General features: G+C 70.5%; 14 protein-coding genes. 12 read left to right on the top strand and 2 right to left on the bottom strand.

Annotated features, from left to right (window positions below; translation table 11 throughout):
* The first annotated feature begins 88 nt into the window (after positions 1 to 88).
* From HHL10_RS19980 to HHL10_RS19930, 11 genes are all read left to right on the top strand, one after another.
* Positions 89 to 1,735, top strand: a complete 1,647-nt coding sequence (locus HHL10_RS19980; protein ID WP_169162164.1) for an acyl-CoA synthetase — start codon at positions 89 to 91, stop codon at positions 1,733 to 1,735.
* Positions 1,736 to 1,812: 77 nt separating this feature from the next.
* Positions 1,813 to 2,121 (top strand): DUF485 domain-containing protein, encoded by a 309-nt coding sequence (locus HHL10_RS19975; protein WP_169162163.1) that lies wholly within the window; start codon positions 1,813 to 1,815, stop codon positions 2,119 to 2,121.
* Positions 2,118 to 3,788 (top strand): cation acetate symporter, encoded by a 1,671-nt coding sequence (locus tag HHL10_RS19970; protein ID WP_169162162.1) that lies wholly within the window; start codon positions 2,118 to 2,120, stop codon positions 3,786 to 3,788. Before HHL10_RS19975 ends, HHL10_RS19970 begins: the two co-directional genes overlap by 4 nt.
* A gap of 93 nt (positions 3,789 to 3,881) precedes the next feature.
* Entirely contained in the window at positions 3,882 to 5,663 is a 1,782-nt protein-coding gene (locus HHL10_RS19965) for an acyl-CoA dehydrogenase (RefSeq protein WP_169162161.1), read from the top strand.
* Between the two features lie 97 nt (positions 5,664 to 5,760).
* Positions 5,761 to 6,252 carry a MaoC family dehydratase gene (locus HHL10_RS19960; protein ID WP_169162160.1) on the top strand — a complete coding sequence of 164 codons (492 nt, stop codon included), beginning with the start codon at positions 5,761 to 5,763 and terminating at the stop codon, positions 6,250 to 6,252.
* 19 nt (positions 6,253 to 6,271) lie between these two features.
* Complete coding sequence (locus HHL10_RS19955) at positions 6,272 to 7,021, top strand: electron transfer flavoprotein subunit beta/FixA family protein (protein ID WP_169162159.1); 750 nt, start codon at positions 6,272 to 6,274, stop codon at positions 7,019 to 7,021.
* Position 7,022: 1 nt separating this feature from the next.
* The gene (locus HHL10_RS19950; protein ID WP_169162158.1) at positions 7,023 to 7,955 is read left to right on the top strand and encodes an electron transfer flavoprotein subunit alpha/FixB family protein; all 933 of its coding nucleotides are present in this window, start codon (positions 7,023 to 7,025) and stop codon (positions 7,953 to 7,955) included.
* Positions 7,956 to 8,204: 249 nt separating this feature from the next.
* Entirely contained in the window at positions 8,205 to 9,167 is a 963-nt protein-coding gene (locus HHL10_RS19945; RefSeq protein WP_169162157.1) for a tripartite tricarboxylate transporter substrate binding protein BugE, read from the top strand.
* 169 nt (positions 9,168 to 9,336) lie between these two features.
* Positions 9,337 to 10,215 carry a CmcJ/NvfI family oxidoreductase gene (locus HHL10_RS19940; RefSeq protein WP_169162156.1) on the top strand — a complete coding sequence of 293 codons (879 nt, stop codon included), beginning with the start codon at positions 9,337 to 9,339 and terminating at the stop codon, positions 10,213 to 10,215.
* Positions 10,216 to 10,226: 11 nt separating this feature from the next.
* The gene (locus HHL10_RS19935) at positions 10,227 to 10,865 is read left to right on the top strand and encodes a 2-hydroxychromene-2-carboxylate isomerase (protein ID WP_169162155.1); all 639 of its coding nucleotides are present in this window, start codon (positions 10,227 to 10,229) and stop codon (positions 10,863 to 10,865) included.
* 39 nt (positions 10,866 to 10,904) lie between these two features.
* Positions 10,905 to 11,837 carry a LysR substrate-binding domain-containing protein gene (locus tag HHL10_RS19930; RefSeq protein ID WP_169162154.1) on the top strand — a complete coding sequence of 311 codons (933 nt, stop codon included), beginning with the start codon at positions 10,905 to 10,907 and terminating at the stop codon, positions 11,835 to 11,837.
* A gap of 17 nt (positions 11,838 to 11,854) precedes the next feature.
* On the opposite strand, the gene HHL10_RS19925 is transcribed toward HHL10_RS19930, so the two are convergent.
* Positions 11,855 to 12,184: a DUF2917 domain-containing protein gene (locus HHL10_RS19925; RefSeq protein WP_169162153.1), complete on the bottom strand. Its 330-nt coding sequence runs from the start codon at positions 12,182 to 12,184 to the stop codon at positions 11,855 to 11,857.
* 153 nt (positions 12,185 to 12,337) lie between these two features.
* On the opposite strand from HHL10_RS19925, the gene HHL10_RS19920 reads away from it, so the two are divergent.
* A complete protein-coding gene (locus HHL10_RS19920) occupies positions 12,338 to 13,084 on the top strand; it encodes an SDR family oxidoreductase (protein WP_169162152.1) in 747 nt (248 codons plus the stop codon).
* A gap of 4 nt (positions 13,085 to 13,088) precedes the next feature.
* On the opposite strand, the gene HHL10_RS19915 is transcribed toward HHL10_RS19920, so the two are convergent.
* Positions 13,089 to 14,036, bottom strand: coding sequence for a LysR family transcriptional regulator (locus HHL10_RS19915; RefSeq protein WP_169162151.1), 948 nt, complete (start codon positions 14,034 to 14,036; stop codon positions 13,089 to 13,091).
* Positions 14,037 to 14,072 lie beyond the last annotated feature (36 nt).

Raw genomic sequence — 14,072 nt, 5'->3', positions numbered from 1 at the left:
GGCCAGCCTGCAAAAGTCGTCCGCCATCCTCTCGTCCGTCGTCGCCGCGGCCCTGGCCGCTTTGAGGCGCCTGGAGGAGAACACAGAGATGGCACGGATCAATCCCTATTCGCTGGGTCTGGACAAGAACGCGGCCAACCACGTCGCGCTCTCGCCGCTGAGCTTCATCGAGCGCGCGGCGCTGGTGTACCCGCAGCGCACGGCCGTGGTCTACGGCGCGCGGCGCCAGGACTGGCGCGAGACCTACGCGCGCTGCCGCCGCCTGGCCGGCGCGCTGGCCAGGCGCGGCATCGGCCCCGGCGACACCGTGGCGGCGATGCTGCCCAACGTGCCGGCGATGTTCGAGGCGCATTTCGGCGTGCCCATGTGCGGCGCCGTGCTCAACACGCTCAACACCCGGCTCGACGCCGAGGCCATCGCCTTCATGCTCCAGCACGGCGAGGCCAAGGTGCTGCTCACCGACCGCGAGTTCGCGCCGGTGGTGGCGCGCGCGCTGCAGCACCTGGGCGACAAGCGCCCGCTGGTGATCGAGGTCGAGGACGAGACCGCGCCCGCCGGCGCGCGGCTGGGCGAGATCACGTATGAGGAGCTGCTGGCCGAGGGCGACGAGGACTTCGCCTGGCAGCTGCCCGCCGACGAGTGGGACGCCATCGCGCTGAACTACACCTCCGGCACCACCGGCAATCCCAAGGGCGTGGTCACGCACCACCGCGGCGCCTACCTCAACGCCGCCAACAACGTCATCGCCTGGAGCCTGCCGCACCACCCGGTGTACCTGTGGACGCTGCCGATGTTCCACTGCAACGGCTGGTGCTTCCCCTGGACCATGGCGCTCATCGCCGGCACCAGCGTGTGCCTGCGCAAGGTCGATCCGGCGCTGATCTGGCCGCTGATGCGCGAGCACGGCGTGACGCACCTGTGCGGCGCGCCCATCGTCTACAGCATGCTCATCAACGCCCCGGCCGAGCTGCGCCAGGGTCTCGACCGCGTGGTGCGCGGGCTCATCGCGGGCGCGCCGCCGCCGGCGGTGGTCATCGAGGGCTGCGAGGCCGCGGGCATAGCGATCACCCACGTGTACGGGCTGACCGAGGTCTACGGCCCCGCCGCCGTGTGCGCCCAGCAGGAACATTGGGCGGCACTGCCGGCGCAGGAGCGCGCGCGCCTGAACGGGCGCCAGGGCGTGGCCTACCCGCTGCAGCAGGCCGTGGTGGTGCTCAACCCCGACACGCTGCAGCCCGTGCCCGCCGACGGCGAGACCATGGGCGAGATCTGCTTCCGCGGCAACGTGGTGATGAAGGGCTACCTCAAGAATCCCGCGGCCACCGAGGAGGCTTTTGCCGGCGGCTGGTTCCACACCGGCGACCTGGCCGTGGTGCACCCCGACGGCTACGTCAAGATCAAGGACCGCTCCAAGGACATCATCATCTCGGGCGGCGAGAACATCAGCTCCATCGAGGTCGAGGACGTGCTGCACCGCCACCCCGACGTGATGCTGGCCTCGGTCGTGGCGCTGCCCGACGAGAAGTGGGGCGAGGTGCCCTGCGCCTTCGTGGAGCTCAAGCCCGGCGCGCCCACCGTCACCGAGGCCGAGCTCATCGAGTTCTGCCGCGGCCACCTCGCGCGCTTCAAGGTGCCCAAGCGCATCGTGTTCGCCGAGGTGCCCAAGACCTCCACCGGAAAGATCCAGAAGTTCCTGCTGCGCCAGCGCGCCAAGTCGGCCAGCGCCATCGAATAAGGCTCGGGCAAGGCTCGCATCGGATGATTGCGGGCGCAGCGAATCTTTCTGATTTCTTACTCTGGAGGGGAATATCCATGTCCACGGACATCTACAGGCGGGTCGAGAACGACCCCAAGTTCAAGGAGCTGGTAGCCAGGCGCAGCCGGCTGGCCATCACGCTCTCGGCCATCGTGCTGGTGTCGTACTACGCCTTCATGGCAGTGGTTGCCTTCGCACCCGATGTGTTCGGCAAGCCGTTGTGGGAAGGCAGCGCCCTGACCATCGGCGGCCCCATCGGCGCGCTGCTGATCATCGTGTCGTGGCTGCTGACGGGCCTCTACGTGTCGCGCGCCAACGGCGAGTTCGACCGCATGACGCAAGAGATCGTGGAGCGCAACGCATGAAGCGCCTGCAACGCATTCCGGGCGCGCTGGCGCTCCTGGGCGCCTCGGCCGGCGCATGGGCCGGCGACGCCATCGGCGAGGCGCAGAAGCAGCCGCTCAACGTCACGGCCATCGCGATGTTCGTCGTGTTCGTGCTGATGACGCTGGGCATCACCTGGTGGGCCGCGCGGCGCACGCGCTCGGCGGCGGACTTCTACACCGCCGGCGGCGGCATCACGGGCTTCCAGAACGGGCTGGCCATCGCGGGCGACTACATGTCGGCCGCGACGCTGCTGGGCCTGAGCTCGATGGTGTTCATGCGCGGCTTCGACGGCTTCGTCTACATCATCAGCTTCTTCGTGGGCTGGCCGGTGATCCTGTTCCTGCTGGCCGAGCGGCTGCGCAACCTGGGCCGCTTCACCTTTGCCGACATCGCCTCGTACCGGCTCGACCAGACGCGCATCCGCACCTTCGCGGCCTTCGGCTCGCTCACGGTGGTGATCTTCTACCTGATCGTGCAGATGGTCGGCGCGGGGCAGCTTATCAAGCTGCTGTTCGGCCTGGACTACGCCGTGGCGGTGGCCATCGTGGGCGTGCTGATGGTGGTGTACGTCACCTTCGGCGGCATGATCGCCACGACCTGGGTGCAGATCGTCAAGGCGGTGATGCTGCTCGCGGGCGGGCTGATCATGCTGGCGCTGGCGATGGGCCGCTTCGGCTTCAGCATCGAGACGCTGGCCGCGCAGGCCGTGGCGGCGCACAAGAGCGGCGCGGCCATCATGCGCCCAGGCAGCCTGCTGGCCGACCCGGTGACGGCCGTGTCGCTGTCGCTGGGCCTGGTGTTCGGCACCGCCGCGCTGCCGCACATCATGATGCGCTTTTTCACGGTGCCCAACGCCAAGGAGGCGCGCAAGTCGGTCTTCGTGGCCAGCGGCTTCATCGGGTTGTTCTTCCTGGTGGTGTGCCTGCTGGGCCTGGCGGCCATCGTGATCGTGGGCCAGGACCCGCAGTTCTTCGAGGGCGGCAAGGTCGGCGGCGCCATCATCGGCGGCAACAACATGCCGGTGATGCACCTGGCCAAGGCCGTGGGCGGCGACCTGCTGCTGGGCTTCCTGTCGGCGGTTGCGTTCGCCACCATCCTGGCGGTGGTGTCGGGCCTGGCCCTGGCCGGCGCCTCGGCCATCGCGCATGACATCTACGCCCGCGTCATCCGCGGCGGCAAGGCCACCGAGGAGGAGGAGATGAAGGTCTCCAAGCGCGTGTCGCTGCTGCTGGGCGTGCTGGCCGTGGTGCTGGGCATCGCTTTCGAGAAGCAGAACGTGGCCTTCCTGGTGGGCCTGACCTTCGGCATCGCGGCCTCGGCCAATTTCCCGGTGCTGGTGCTGTCGATCTACTGGAAGGGCCTGACCACGCGCGGCGCGCTGGTGGGCGGCGTCATCGGCCTGGTCTCGGCCGTGGCCTTCGTGGTGCTGTCCAAGGCGGTGTGGGTGGTGGTGCTGGGCAACCCGGCGCCGATCTTCCCGTACGAGCAGCCCGCGCTGTTCTCCATGCCGCTGGCCTTCTTCTTCACCTGGCTGTTCTCCGTCACCGACAAGAGCGCCCGGGCCCAGAAGGAGATTGCCAGCTTCCGCGACCAGTACGTGCGCGCGCAGACCGGCATCGGCGCGGCTGCGGCCAGCGCGCACTGAGTCCCGTAATGCTTCCTTTGTGAAGTGACCCGTTCGCCCTGAGGTATCGAAGGGCGGACGGGGGCCTGCAAGAGTGATCAAGAGGAGTTGACGATGTCCACCTACAGCGCACCCCTGCGCGACATGCTGTTCACGATGAAGGTCGTGGGCGACCTGGAGGCGACCTGCGCCCTGCCGGGCTTCGAGGAGTGCTCGCCCGACCTGGTCGAGTCCATCCTGGAAGAGGCGGGCAAGTTCGCCGCGGGCGTGCTCGACCCGATCAACCGTGCCGGCGACGTGCAGGGCGCGCGCTGGAAGGACGGCGTCGTCAACGCGGCCGACGGCTTCAAGGAGGCCTACGCCAGCTTCTGCGAGACCGGCTGGAACGGCATGCCCGCCTCCACCGAGTTCGGCGGCCAGGGCCTGCCCACGCTGGTGTCCACCGCGGTGCTGGAGATGTGGAAGGCCACCAACCACGCCTTCAGCCTGTGCCAGATGCTCACGCTGGGCGCGGTCGAGGCCATCTCGCACCACGGCAGCCAGGAGCTGAAAGCACGCTTCCTGCCCAACATGGTCGCCGGCCGCTGGACCGGCACCATGAACATCACCGAGCCGCAGGCCGGCTCGGACCTGTCGGTCATCCGCTCGCGCGCGGTGCCCGAAGGGGACCACTACCGCGTCAGCGGCAACAAGATTTTCATCACCTGGGGCGAGCACGACCTCGCCGAGAACATCGTCCACCTGGTGCTGGCGCGGCTGCCGGACGCGCCCGCGGGCGTGAAGGGCCTGTCGCTGTTCCTGTGCCCGAAATTCCTGGTCAACGAGGACGGCTCGCTGGGCGAGCGCAACGACCTGCTGTGCACCTCGCTGGAGCACAAGCTGGGCATCCACGGCAGCCCGACGGCGGCCATGAGCTTCGGCGAGAAGGGCGGCGCCATCGGCTACCTGGTGGGAGAGCCCGGCCACGGCCTGGCCTGCATGTTCACGATGATGAACCACGCGCGCCTGAACGTCGGCCTGGAGGGGCTGGGCGTGTCCGAGCGCGCCTACCAGCATGCCCGCGCCTACGCGCTGGAGCGGGTGCAGGGCCGCACCGCCACGGGCAGCAAGACCATCATCGGCCACCCCGACGTGCGCCGCATGCTCATGGACAGCAAGGCCAAGATCGAGGCCATGCGCGCGCTGGCCTACTACGCCGCCAGCCAGATGGACCGCGCCCATGCCCATCCCGACGCTGAGCTGCGCGCGCAGAGCCAGGCGCTGGTGGACCTGCTCACGCCGGTGGTCAAGGGCTGGTGCACCGACAACGCGCTGGGCATCGCCTCCGACGGCGTGCAGGTGCATGGCGGCATGGGCTTCGTGGAGGAAACGGGCGCGGCGCAGTACCTGCGCGACGCGCGCATCACCACCATCTACGAGGGCACCACCGGCATCCAGGCCAATGACCTGATCGGCCGCAAGATCGCGCGCGAGGGCGGCAAGACCATCCGCGCGCTGATCGCCCGCATGGACGCCGACAGCCGCCGCCTGCTCGACAGCCGGGACGCGAGCCTGTCGCAGATCGGCCTGGCGTTGCACGGCGCCGTGGGCGTGCTGGTGGACGGCGTGGACTGGCTGCTGGCGAACTACGGCGAGCATCCGGAGCGCTGCGCCGCCGGCGCGGTGCCTTTCCTGCGCCTGGCGGGCACGGTCATCGGCGGCTGGCTCTCGGCGCGCACCGCCGAGGCGGCCGCCGCGCAGCTGGCGGCGGGCGAGGGCGATGCCGCCTTCCTGGGCGCCAAGGTGCAGACCGTGCGCCACTACGCCGCACATGTGCTGGTGCAGGCCGGCGCGCTGCGCGACACCGTGGTCGGCGGCGCCGACACCACGCTGAGCCTGGCCGACGACCAGTTCTGAAGCCGTCATGGGCTTCGCCCGGGCCCCTGAGCGGGCCCGGTGCGCGAGCCGCAACCGACGCTCCGGCCGGAGCGCGCCTGACCCCGGGAAATGTTTCATGAACGAGCTCAACGGCTACGACATCGAGGACCTGCATCCCGGCATGCAGGCCACCTACTCCAAGACCATCACCGAGGCCGACATCGTGCTGTTCGCCGCCGTGTCCGGCGACAACAACGCGGTGCACACCAACGAGGAGTTCGCGCAGAGTACGCGCTTCGGCGGCCGCATCGCGCATGGCTTTCTCACCGCCAGCGTGATCTCGGCCGCGGTGGCAAACCGGCTGCCCGGCCCCGGCGCGGTGTACCTGGGGCAGCAGATGCGCTTTCGCGCGCCGGTGCGCCCGGGCGACACGGTGCATGCCACGGTGAAGGTGCTGTCGGTGGACCTGGCGAAGGCCCGCGCGGTGCTGGCCACCGAGTGCCGGGTCAGGGACACCGTGGTCATCGATGGCGAAGCCACGGTGATGACCACCTCCGCGGCGGCGCGACAGGCCGCCGCCCAGGCCACCCAGGCTGCCGCTGCCGGCGGCGGCGTGGTGGCCGCTTGAGTCGAGAAAAGGAAGTGCAATGAAGGTTCTGGTGGGCGTGAAGCGCGTCGTTGACTACAACGTCAAGGTGCGCGTGAAGAGCGACGGCACGGGCATGGACCTCGCCGGCGTGAAGATGAGCATGAACCCCTTCGACGAGATCGCCGTCGAAGAAGCGGTCCGGCTTAAGGAAAAGGGCGTCGCCACGGAGATCATCGCCGTGTCCTGCGGCGTCACGCAGTGCCAGGAGACGCTGCGCACCGCCCTGGCCATCGGCGCGGACCGCGCCATCCTGGTGGAAACCGATGCCGAGCTGCAGCCGCTGGCTGTCGCCAAGCTCCTCAAGGCCCTGGTGGACAAGGAACAGCCGGGCCTGGTGATCCTGGGCAAGCAGGCCATCGATGACGACTGCAACCAGACCGGCCAGATGCTCGCCGCGCTGGCGGACCTGCCGCAGGCCACCTTCGCCTCCAAGGTCGAAGTGGCGGACGGCAAGGCCCAGGTCACGCGTGAAGTGGACGGTGGTCTCGAAACGGTCTCCGTGACGCTGCCGGCGGTGGTGACCACCGACCTGCGGCTGAACGAGCCGCGCTACGTGACGCTGCCCAACATCATGAAGGCCAAGAAGAAGCCGCTGGAGACCGTCAAGCCGGCCGACCTGGGCGTGGACGTGAGCCCGCGCATCAAGACCGTCAAGGTCAGCGAGCCGCCCAAGCGCGGCGCCGGCGTGAAGGTGCCCGACGTGGCCACCCTCGTGGAGAAGCTCAAGAACGAAGCCAAGGTGATCTGACATGGCCGCCCTCGTCATTGCCGAACACGACAACGCGACCCTCAAGGCCGCGACCCTCAACACCGTCACCGCCGCGCTGGCTTGCGGCGGCGAGGTCCACGTGCTGGTGGCCGGCGAGAACGCCGGCTCAGCAGCGCACGCCGCCGCGCAGGTGCAGGGCGTGAGCAAGGTGCTGCACGCCGACTCGCCCGCGCTCGCCACGCAGCTGGCCGAGAACGTCGCGGCGCAGGTGCTGGCCGTGGCCCCGGCCTACAGCCACATCCTGTTCCCCAGCACCGCCAACGGCCGCAACGCCGCCCCGCGCGTGGCCGCCAGGCTCGACGTGGCGCAACTGAGCGACATCACCAAGGTGGACAGCCCGGACACCTTCGAGCGCCCGATCTACGCCGGCAACGCCATCGCCACGGTGCAGAGCGGCGACGCGGTGAAGGTCATCACCGTGCGCACCACCGGCTTCGACGCCGCGCCGGCCACGGGCGGCAGCGCGGCCGTGGAAACCATCGCCGCGGTGGCTGACAGCGGCCAGAGCGCCTTCGTCGGCCGCGAGCTGACCAAGAGCGACCGGCCCGAGTTGACCGCCGCCAAGATCATCGTCTCGGGCGGCCGGGCCCTGGGCTCGGCGGAGAAGTTCACCGAAGTGCTCACGCCGCTGGCCGACAAGCTCGGCGCCGCGCTGGGTGCCTCGCGCGCGGCGGTGGACGCCGGTTACGCGCCCAACGACTGGCAGGTGGGCCAGACCGGCAAGATCGTGGCGCCCACGCTCTACATCGCCTGCGGCATCTCGGGCGCGATCCAGCACCTGGCCGGGATGAAGGACTCCAAGGTGATCGTGGCGATCAACAAGGACCCGGAGGCGCCGATCTTCTCGGTGGCCGACTACGGCCTGGAGGCCGACGTCTTCGAGGCCGTGCCGGCGCTGACCGGCGCGCTGTAAACCTCGCGCTGCTGTTGGCCGGCCGCACACCGCGCCACCAGCCTCTTCGTCGCCATGCCTGCCGTCGCGGGCCTGGCGACGTTTTTTTTTGCAGCTCCCCCATCCGAAGAAGCCTGGTTTGTTGATCTGGCCCCAGGCGGGCCACGGCGGCATGGGCAAGAGTGGCCTTGGCGGGCCTACACCGCCAGCGCACCGCTGCCCAGCCAGCGATGCGGTCACAACCGTTCTCATTGGAGAGGAGACAGCACGATGCAAAGAAGACAGTGGCTTGGCGCAGCGCTGGCGTTGGCCAGCGGCATGGCGGCGGCGCAGGCCTGGCCGGGCAAGCCGGTTCGGCTGGTGGTGCCCTTTGCCGTGGGGGGTACCACGGACATCATCGCGCGCACCGTCGCGCCGGCGCTGAGCAAGGCCCTGGGCCAGTCGGTGGTCGTGGAGAACAAGGCCGGCAGCGGCGGCGTGGTGGGTGCGACCGAGACGGCGCGCGCCGTGCCCGACGGCTACGCGCTCGGCATCGCTACCGTGTCCACCACGGCTTCCAACCCGGCCATCAATCCCAAGGTCAGCTACGACCCCGTCAGCGACTTCACGCCGATCGTCAACATCGCGGCCACGCCCAACGTCATCGCCGTGCACCCCGGCTTCCCGGCGCGCGACTACAAGGGCTTCGTCGCCGAGCTCAAGAAGAATCCCGGCAAGTACGCCTACGCCACCTCCGGCACGGGCGGCATCGCGCACCTGCAGACCGAGCTGTGGAAGGACCTGGCCGGCGTGTCGATCACGCATGTGCCCTACCGGGGCGGTGGTCCGGCGCTCAACGACGTGGTCGCCGGGCAGGTGGCCATCATCTTCGACAACCTGCCCTCGGCCATGCCGTTCATCAAGGAGGGCCGCCTGGTGCCCATCGTGCTGGCGGCGCCGCAGCGCCTGGCGCAGATGCCCGAGGTGCCGACCTTCAAGGAGATCGGCCTGGAGCCGGTCAACCGCATGGCCTATTACGGCATCGTCGGCCCCAAGGGGCTGCCGGCCGAGGTGGTCAAGAAGGTGCATGCCGCCACGCTGCAGGCGCTGGTCGAGCCCGCGGTGCGCCAGCGCATCGAGGACACCGGCTCGCTCGTGATCGGCAACAAGCCCCAGGAGTTCGCCGCGCAGATCAAGGCCGAGCTGCAGGTCTACAAGGACGTGGTGCAGCGGCAGAAGCTGGCGCTGGAGTGAGCCGCGCCAGGGCCCGAGCGGCCCGCGCGCTGGCATGCGCAACGCTCATGCCAGCGCGGCGCGGAAGTCATCCCGGCGCCGGCGTCCACGGGCTGCAATGGGGCCGGTGCCGTGCGGGTCTCGCTGCCATTCCGGCCGCAGCGCACGGCACCACGACGCTGGAGTCGCGATGCAAAGCCTTGTCGCCTGCCTGCCACCCGCACCTGCCGCCGGGAGCGAAACGCCCGCCATCCGTGCGGGCCTGAGCTACCTGTGTCCCACGGACGCGCGCCCTTGCGCCTACGCCTACCCGCCGCCGCCCGGCACGCCCTGGGAAAGCGGCGAGTACGAGTCGCCGGCCGTGCCCATCGCCGATGCGCGCCGGGCACCGATGCCGCCGACGCTGGACCAGGAGGGTTTTGAATTGCATGCCGCGCCCACGTCGGTGCGCGACTTCCTCGACGACGAGATGGTGCGGCGCCGCTACTACCCGGAGGCCGTGGACCTGGCGCTGGCCGTCACGGGCGCGCGCCGTGGGTATGTCTTCGACCACCTGGTGCGCCGGCGCGAGGCGCAGCGTCCGGGCCTGAGCTTCGGCCGGGGCCTGCAGGACGGGCGCCCCGGCGCCAATGGCCGCATCCACAACGACTACACCGAGGCCTCGGGCCGGCGCCGGCTGGAGCTTGTCATCGCCGATGCGCGCGAGCGCGCCGGGGTGGGGCGCTTCGCCATCATCAACCTCTGGCGCTCCATCAAGGCGCCGGTGCTCGACACGCCGCTGGCGCTGTGCGATGCCCGCAGCATCGACGCGCGCGACCTGGTCGTGGCCGAGGTGCGCTACCCGCGCCGCAGCGGCGAGATCTACCTGGTGACGCGCTCGCCCCGGCACCGCTGGTGCTACTTCCCGGCCATGGACCGGCACGAGGCGCTGGTGTTCAAGCAGTACGACTCGCAGGTCAGCGGCGTCGCGCGCTTCACCCCGCATGCCGCCTTCGACTACCCGGACACGCCGCCCGACGCGCCGCTGCGCGAGAGCATCGAGCTGCGCTGCCTGGTCGTGTACGAGTGAGGCACATCGCCATGCGAAGCATTGCGGACGCACCCGTGGGCATCGAGCTCTGGTTCGATTTCGCCAGCCCCTACGCCTACCTCAGCGTGATGCGCATCGAGGAGGCCGCGGCACGGCGCGGGCTGGCCGTGGCCTGGAAGCCGTTCCTTCTAGGGCCGATCTTCAGCGCCCAGGGCTGGGAAAGCTCGCCCTTCGTGCTGCAGAAGCAGAAGGGCGCCTACGTCTGGAAGGACCTGGCGCGGCAATGCCGCAAGCACGGCCTGCCCTGGCGCCAACCGAGCGCCTTTCCGCGCGGGTCGGTGCTGCCGGCGCGCGTGGCGCTGTGGGGAGGCGGCGCGCCCTGGGTGGCGGAGTTCTGCCGGCAGGCCATGCGGCTCAACTTCGCCGAGGACCGCGACATCGACACTGTCGAGGCCGTGGGCGGCGTGCTGGCCGCGCTCGGCCTGGATGCCGACGCCGCCATCGCGCAGGCCTGCGCCGAGGCCCACAAGCCGCTGCTGCGCCGGCAGACCGAGGCCGCCCGGGCACAGGGCATCTTCGGCGCGCCGACCTTCATGGTCCGCAGCAAGATGTTCTGGGGCAATGACCGGCTGGAGGACGCGCTGGACTTCGCCGCCGGGCTGGCCGCGCCCGGCCCGGCGCGGGCGTAGCGCGTTCCAGGCGCACGGGGCAGGGCGGGAGAATCGGGCATGTCCGTTCCCCTGGTGCGCCTGTTCTCGCTGGACCTGCTCAAAGGCTTCATTGCCGTGGGCCGGCGCATGAGCATCACGCTGGCGGCCGAGGACCTGTGCCTGACGCAGTCGGCCGTCAGCCGCCAGATCCATGCGCTGGAGGAGCAGCTGGGCGTGAAGCTGTTCGAGCGCCGGCATCGCGGCGTGGCCTTCACGCCGGAGGGCGAGCGGCTGTTCCGCGCGGCCGACGGCGCGGTCCAGCAACTGCAGGACCTGGCGGCGGAGATCCGCCACGGCGGCGAGCGCCGCCCCGTCACGGTGACGGCGAGCATCGGCGTCACCGCGCTGTGGCTGCTGCCGCGCCTGGGCTCGCTGCAGCATGCGCATCCCCGGCTCGATGTGCGGCTGTCGGCCAGCAACCAGTTCAGCGACCTGCGCGCCGGCGACATCGACCTGGCCATCCGTTACTGCCCAGAGGCGCAGGCGCCCGCCAGCGCCACGCGGCTGTTCGGCGAGAGCATCGTGCCGGTGGCGCATCCCTCGCTCGGCGCCGACCTGGGCCGCCCGGGCGAGGCCCTGGCACGGCTGCCGCTGCTGGAGTTCGACGATCCGCGTCCCTGGCTGCAGTGGCGCCACTGGCTCGACAGCTCCGAATGGCAGCGGGCGAGCCGGCGCGGCATCCTGCGCTTCAACCAGTACGACCAGGTGATCTACGCCGCCCTGGCCGGCCAGGGCGTGGCGCTGGGCCGGCTGGAGTTGATCCTGCCGCTGCTCCAGGGCGGGCAACTGTCGCTGGTGCGCGGCACGCGGCCGGCGCAGGCGAGCCCCAACGCCTACTGGCTGCTGCAGGCCGAGGCGCGGCCGCGCGAGGATGTGCGGCGCGTGGCGGCGTGGATCGGCGAGGAGGCGGCCCGGGTGAGGGAAGCGGCGGCCCGGCTGGGGGTGGAGTGAGGCAAGTTCCTTGCCCCTCACGCCCGCAGCAACCGCCGCAGCGGATCACCACGCCCTTGCAGCGCCCGCCGGAGCGCCAGCAACGGCCTGCCGTCGGGCCGTTGCTCGCGCGACAGGTCGATCTCGCAGGCCGTGGCGACATCCTTGCGCGTGCCGGTCAGGAAGTAGTCCGCCGCCTCGGTGACGCGATGGCACTGCCCGGGGGTAAGGACCAGGTCCGGGCTGGGCCGCGAGGCCTGCCGGGACTCCAGCGTGATCCACAGCGTGCCGCCGGCGCAGGTGATGCGCGCGCCGGGACGCAGGCTCAGGCGCTGGCACGAGTCGTTCAGGTGCAGGGTGAAACGCATGGCGGGCTCCCGAAGGTGGCGATCCCATTCTGGAAAGGCCCGTCCGCCCGTGGCATGAGCATTCGGGCGCCATGGCATGCGCGCCGCGCATGCCCGGCCCCGCATCGCGGCCGGACAATGGCCCGCTTCCATACCCGCTGTCGAGGACACGCGATGAACAGCCTGGGCACCGTTCTGATCACCGGGGGCAGCCGCGGCATCGGCGCCGCCACCGCGCGCCTGGTGGCGGCCGGCGGCTACGACGTTTGCTTTACCTATGCCTCCCGGCACGAGGCGGCGCAGGGCGTGGTGGCCGAGGTCCAGGCCCTGGGCCGCCAGGCGGCCGCGCTGCAGGCCGATGCCGGCGACACGGCTGCCGCCGATGGGTTGCTGCAACGCATTCCCGCCTCGCTCCCGCCCCTGGTGGGCCTGGTCAACAACGCCGGCATCACCGGGCCGCTGGGCCCGTTCCTGCAGGCCAGCCCGGCCACCATGCGCCAGGTGCTGGAAGTCAACGTGCTGGGCCTGATGCTGCTGACGCAGCAGGTCGCGCGGCGCTGGCGCGACGAAGGGCGCGGCGGCAGCATCGTCAACGTCTCGTCCATCGCGGCCACGCTGGGCGCGCCGGGCGAGTACGTGCACTACGCGGCGTCCAAGGCGGCGGTGGAGGGCTTCACCGTCGGGCTGGCCAAGGAGCTGGCCGGGGACGGCATCCGCGTCAACGCCGTGTCGCCGGGCACCACGCTCACGGACATCCATGCCGCCGCCGGCGAGCCCGGGCGGCCGCAGCGCGTGGCGGCGCGCATCCCGATGCGCCGTCCCGGCGAGGCCCACGAGATCGCCGAGGCCATCGTGTGGCTGCTGTCGCAGCGCTCGTCCTACGTGACGGGCTCGGTGCTGAAGGTCGCGGGCGGGCTGTGATCCGCTACGTCCTGGCGGCCGTGCCGTTGCCCGCATAGGCCGCCAGCATCTGCGCGATGTCCGGGTCGCGCGCGAACTCCTCGGCGAAGAAGCTCACGAAGCTGTTGACCTTGAGTGACGGGCGGCGCGTGGGCTGGAACACCACGTTCAGCGGCAGCGACGGCGGCTGGAAGCCGGTGAGGATGGGCTGCACCCGCCCGGCGCGCAGGTCGTCGCCGTAGACCCACAGCAGCGCGTAGCCGATGCCGATGCCCTCCAGGACGGACTGGCGGATGGCCTCCGAGCTGTTGGACTCGAAGTTGCCGTGCACCCGCACCGTGTGCGGGCGGCCCTCGGCATCCTGGTAGTCCCATTCGTTGAGCTTGGCCAGCCCGGTGTAGACGAGGCAGTTGTGCTGCCGCAGCTCCTCGGGCGTTTGCGGCTCGCCGTGCCGCGCCAGGTAGGCCGGCGCCGCCAGCGTGGCGCGGTGCGCGGTGCCGATGCGCCGGGCGATGAGCCGGCTGTCCTTGAGCTCGCCCACGCGGAAGGCCACGTCGATGCCGGCCGACACCAGGTCGATGAAGCTGTCGTCGAGCTGCAGCTCCACGCGCAGGCGCGGATGCCGCGCGTAGAAGGCCGGCAGCCGCGGAATGATGTGCAGCCGCCCGAAGGCCACCGGCGCCGCCACCCGCAGCGCGCCGCTGATCTCCTGCTCGCTGCGGTGCACCTCGGCGCGCGCCTCCTCCAGCGTGTCCAGCACTTGGCGGCAGCGCTCGTAGTAGAGCTGGCCGGCCTCGGTCAGCGAGTGGCTGCGGCTGGAGCGCACCAGCAGCCGCGTGCCCAGCTGCGCCTCCAGCGCCTGCACCTGCTTGCTGACGGCGGACTGCGTGGTGCGCCCCTCGCGCGCCACCACCGAGAAATTGCCGCTCTCCACGACGCGGACGAAGGTTTCAAGCAATTGCAGCCGGTCCATGCGCTCAACTCTTCCTGGGGGGAATAGATGGTATCG

The organism is Azohydromonas caseinilytica (assembly GCF_012927045.1).
GTDB lineage: Bacteria > Pseudomonadota > Gammaproteobacteria > Burkholderiales > Burkholderiaceae_C > Azohydromonas > Azohydromonas caseinilytica.
This window is presented reverse-complemented; position numbering and strand designations above follow the sequence as displayed.